Below are 3,767 nucleotides of genomic sequence, written 5' to 3' on the forward strand. Positions count from 1 at the left end.
GGACTACCCCTCGTGGGAGACGCTGCCGCACGAACGCCTCTCGCCCCGCTCCGACACGGTCGGCCGCCGCCTCGCCGTCCTGCGCCGCCTCGCGCACCCCCGCCCGGACGACCCGGAGACCGGCCCCGTCTCGGTGATCGTCGCGCCGGTCCGCTCGGTGCTCCAGCCGCAGGTCAAGGGGTTGGGCGACCTGGAGCCCGTGGCCCTGCGCCAGGGCGAGACCACTGACCTGAACGAGATCGTGGCGGCGCTGGCGGCAGCGGCGTACTCCCGGGTCGAACTGGTCGAGAAGCGCGGGGAGTTCGCCGTGCGCGGCGGCATCCTGGACGTCTTCCCGCCGACCGAGGAACACCCGCTGCGCGTGGAGTTCTGGGGCGACGACGTCGAGGAGATCCGCTACTTCAAGGTGGCCGACCAGCGCTCCCTCGAGGTCGCCGAGCACGGCCTGTGGGCGCCGCCCTGCCGTGAGCTGCTGCTCACCGACGAGGTACGCCGGCGGGCGGCGGCCCTCGCCGAGGAACACCCGGAGCTGGGCGAACTGCTCAACAAGATCGCCGAGGGCATCGCGGTCGAGGGCATGGAGTCGCTGGCCCCCGTCCTCGTGGACGAGATGGAGCTGCTGCTCGACGTCATGCCGGAGAACAGCATGGCCGTGGTCTGCGACCCGGAGCGGGTGCGCACCCGCGCCGCCGACCTGGTGGCGACCTCGCAGGAGTTCCTGCACGCCAGCTGGGCGGCGACGGCCGGCGGCGGCGAGGCCCCGATCGACGTGGGCGCCGCCTCCCTGTGGGGCATCGCCGACGTCCGGGACCACGCCCGCGACCTCGGCATGATGTGGTGGTCGGTGAGCCCCTTCGCCGCGGACGAGGGCCTGGACGAGAACACCCTCAAGCTGGGCATGCACGCCCCGGAGACCTACCGCGGCGACACCGCGAAGGCGCTGGCCGACACCAAGGGCTGGCTCGCCGACGGCTGGCGCACGGTCTACGTCACCGAGGGCCACGGCCCCGCCGCCCGCACCGTGGAGGTCCTGGGCGCGGAGGGCATCGCGGCCCGCCTGGACGGCGACCTCACCGAGTTGACGCCCTCGCTCGTGCACGTCTCCTGCGGCTCGATCGACTACGGCTTCGTCGACCCCGCGCTGAAGCTCGCCGTCCTCACCGAGACCGACCTGTCCGGGCAGAAGGCGGCCGGCAAGGACGGCCAGCGCATGCCCGCGCGCCGCCGCAAGACGATCGACCCGCTGACCCTGGAGGCCGGGGACTACATCGTCCACGAGCAGCACGGCGTCGGCCGCTACATCGAGATGGTGCAGCGCACGGTCCAGGGCGCCACCCGCGAGTACCTGGTCGTGGAGTACGCGCCCGCCAAGCGCGGCCAGCCCGGCGACCGGCTCTACATCCCCACCGACCAGCTGGAGCAGATCACCAAGTACGTGGGCGGCGAGGCCCCGACCCTCCACCGCCTCGGCGGCGCCGACTGGACGAAGACGAAGGCGCGCGCGAAGAAGGCGGTCAAGGAGATCGCCGCCGACCTGATCAAGCTCTACTCCGCCCGCATGGCCGCCCCCGGCCACGCCTTCGCCCCCGACACGCCCTGGCAGCGCGAGCTGGAGGACGCCTTCCCGTACGTGGAGACGCCCGACCAGCTCACCACGATCGCCGAGGTCAAGGAGGACATGGAGAAGACGGTCCCGATGGACCGCCTGATCTGCGGCGACGTCGGCTACGGCAAGACGGAGATCGCGGTGCGCGCGGCCTTCAAGGCGGTGCAGGACGGCAAGCAGGTCGCCGTCCTGGTCCCCACCACGCTCCTGGTGCAGCAGCACTTCGGCACGTTCTCCGAGCGGTACTCGCAGTTCCCGGTCAGCGTGAAGGCGCTGAGCCGCTTCCAGACGGAGACGGAGTCGAAGGCGACCCTGGAGGGCCTGCGCGAGGGGTCCGTGGACATCGTCATCGGCACGCACCGCCTTTTCTCCGCCGAGACCAAGTTCAAGGACCTGGGCCTGGTCATCGTCGACGAGGAGCAGCGGTTCGGCGTCGAGCACAAGGAGCAGCTGAAGAAGCTCCGGGCCAACGTGGACGTGCTGACCATGTCGGCCACCCCCATCCCCCGTACGCTTGAAATGGCCGTGACCGGCATCCGCGAGATGTCCACGATCACCACCCCGCCCGAGGAGCGCCACCCGGTCCTGACCTTCGTCGGGCCGTACGAGGAGCGGCAGATCGGCGCCGCGATCCGCCGCGAGCTGCTGCGCGAGGGCCAGGTCTTCTACATCCACAACCGCGTCGAGTCCATCGACCGCGCGGCGGCGCGGCTCCGGGACATCGTGCCCGAGGCCCGCATCGCCACCGCCCACGGCCAGATGTCCGAACAGGCCCTTGAGCAGGTCGTCGTGGACTTCTGGGAGAAGAAGTTCGACGTGCTCGTCTCGACGACGATCGTCGAGTCCGGCATCGACATCTCCAACGCCAACACGCTGATCGTGGAGCGCGGCGACAACTTCGGCCTCTCCCAGCTGCACCAGTTGCGCGGCCGCGTCGGCCGTGGCCGCGACCGCGGCTACGCCTACTTCCTCTACCCGCCGGAGAAGCCCCTCACGGAGACCGCCCACGAGCGCCTGGCGACCATCGCCCAGCACACGGAGATGGGCGCGGGCATGTACGTGGCGATGAAGGACCTGGAGATCCGAGGCGCGGGAAACCTGCTCGGCGGCGAGCAGTCCGGGCACATCGCGGGCGTCGGCTTCGACCTGTACGTACGCATGGTCGGCGAGGCCGTGGCGGACTACCGCGCCTCGCTGGAGGGTGGGGACGGGACTTCGGACGAGCAGCCGCCGCTGGAGGTCAAGATCGAGCTGCCGGTCGACGCGCACGTCCCGCACGACTACGCGCCCGGCGAGCGGCTGCGCCTCCAGGCCTACCGCGCCATCGCCTCCGCCAACACGGAGCAGGACATCAAGGCGGTGCGAGAGGAACTGACCGACCGCTACGGGAAGTTGCCGGAGCCGGTGGAGAACCTGCTGCTCGTGGCGGGCCTGCGGATGCTCGCCCGCGCCTGCGAGGTCGGCGAGATCGTCCTCCAGGGCAACAACATCCGCTTCGCACCGGTGGAGCTGCGGGAGTCGCAGGAGCTGCGGCTCAAGCGGCTCTACCCCGGTACGGTCATCAAGGCCAACGCCCACCAGATCCTGGTGCCGCGCCCCAAGACCGCGAAGGTGGGCGGCAAGCCGCTGGTCGGCCGCGAACTGCTCGGCTGGGTGGGGGAGTTCCTCACGTCGATCCTGGGGTCGTGACCGACAGGGGGCGCTCGGGGGTCCTAGGCGGTGCAGGCCTGGGCTATCGACAGGCTGTTCTCGTAGAGGTGGTGCCGGGTGATCCGGCCCTCCTCCACGGTGAGCCGCAGCGCGAAGGGGCCCTCGAAGGACTTGCCGGTGGCCCGTACGGTTCCGGAGACGTGGCCCATCAGGACGGCGTCGGCGCCGTCGACGAGGAAGGTGTCGACGGAGGCGCGGGCGTCCTCGGGCACGGTGTGCGCGGCCAGTTCCGCCGACTGGGCGGCGCATTCGGCGGCCGTTCTCCTGGGCCTGATCCACGGCACGACGGGGTTCTCGGCGAGCATCCAGTCGACGTCGTCGGCGAAGAGGGCGGTGAGCCGCGCCGTGTCCCCGGCGATGCGGGCGGCAAGGAACTCCTGGACGGTGGCGCGGGTGTGCTCGGCGTTCATGGGGGGGTCTCCTCGGCTCGGCTCCGGACTCGGCTGATGGG

2 protein-coding genes are annotated in these 3,767 nt (G+C 71.1%); one reads left to right on the forward strand and one right to left on the reverse strand.

Features of this window, described 5'->3' with window-relative positions; translation table 11 throughout:
- The coding region (gene mfd / locus GKQ77_RS29470) for a transcription-repair coupling factor (protein ID WP_219692167.1) at positions 1–3,295 on the forward strand (3,295 nt) is incomplete at its 5' end.
- 23 nt (positions 3,296–3,318) lie between these two features.
- Here the strand turns inward: mfd and GKQ77_RS29475 are convergent.
- Complete coding sequence (locus GKQ77_RS29475; RefSeq protein ID WP_219692168.1) at positions 3,319–3,726, reverse strand: nuclear transport factor 2 family protein; 408 nt, start codon at positions 3,724–3,726, stop codon at positions 3,319–3,321.
- Positions 3,727–3,767: the final 41 nt, after the last annotated feature.

Origin of the sequence: Streptomyces anatolicus, assembly GCF_019400875.1 — a bacterium.
Lineage (GTDB): Bacteria > Actinomycetota > Actinomycetes > Streptomycetales > Streptomycetaceae > Streptomyces > Streptomyces anatolicus.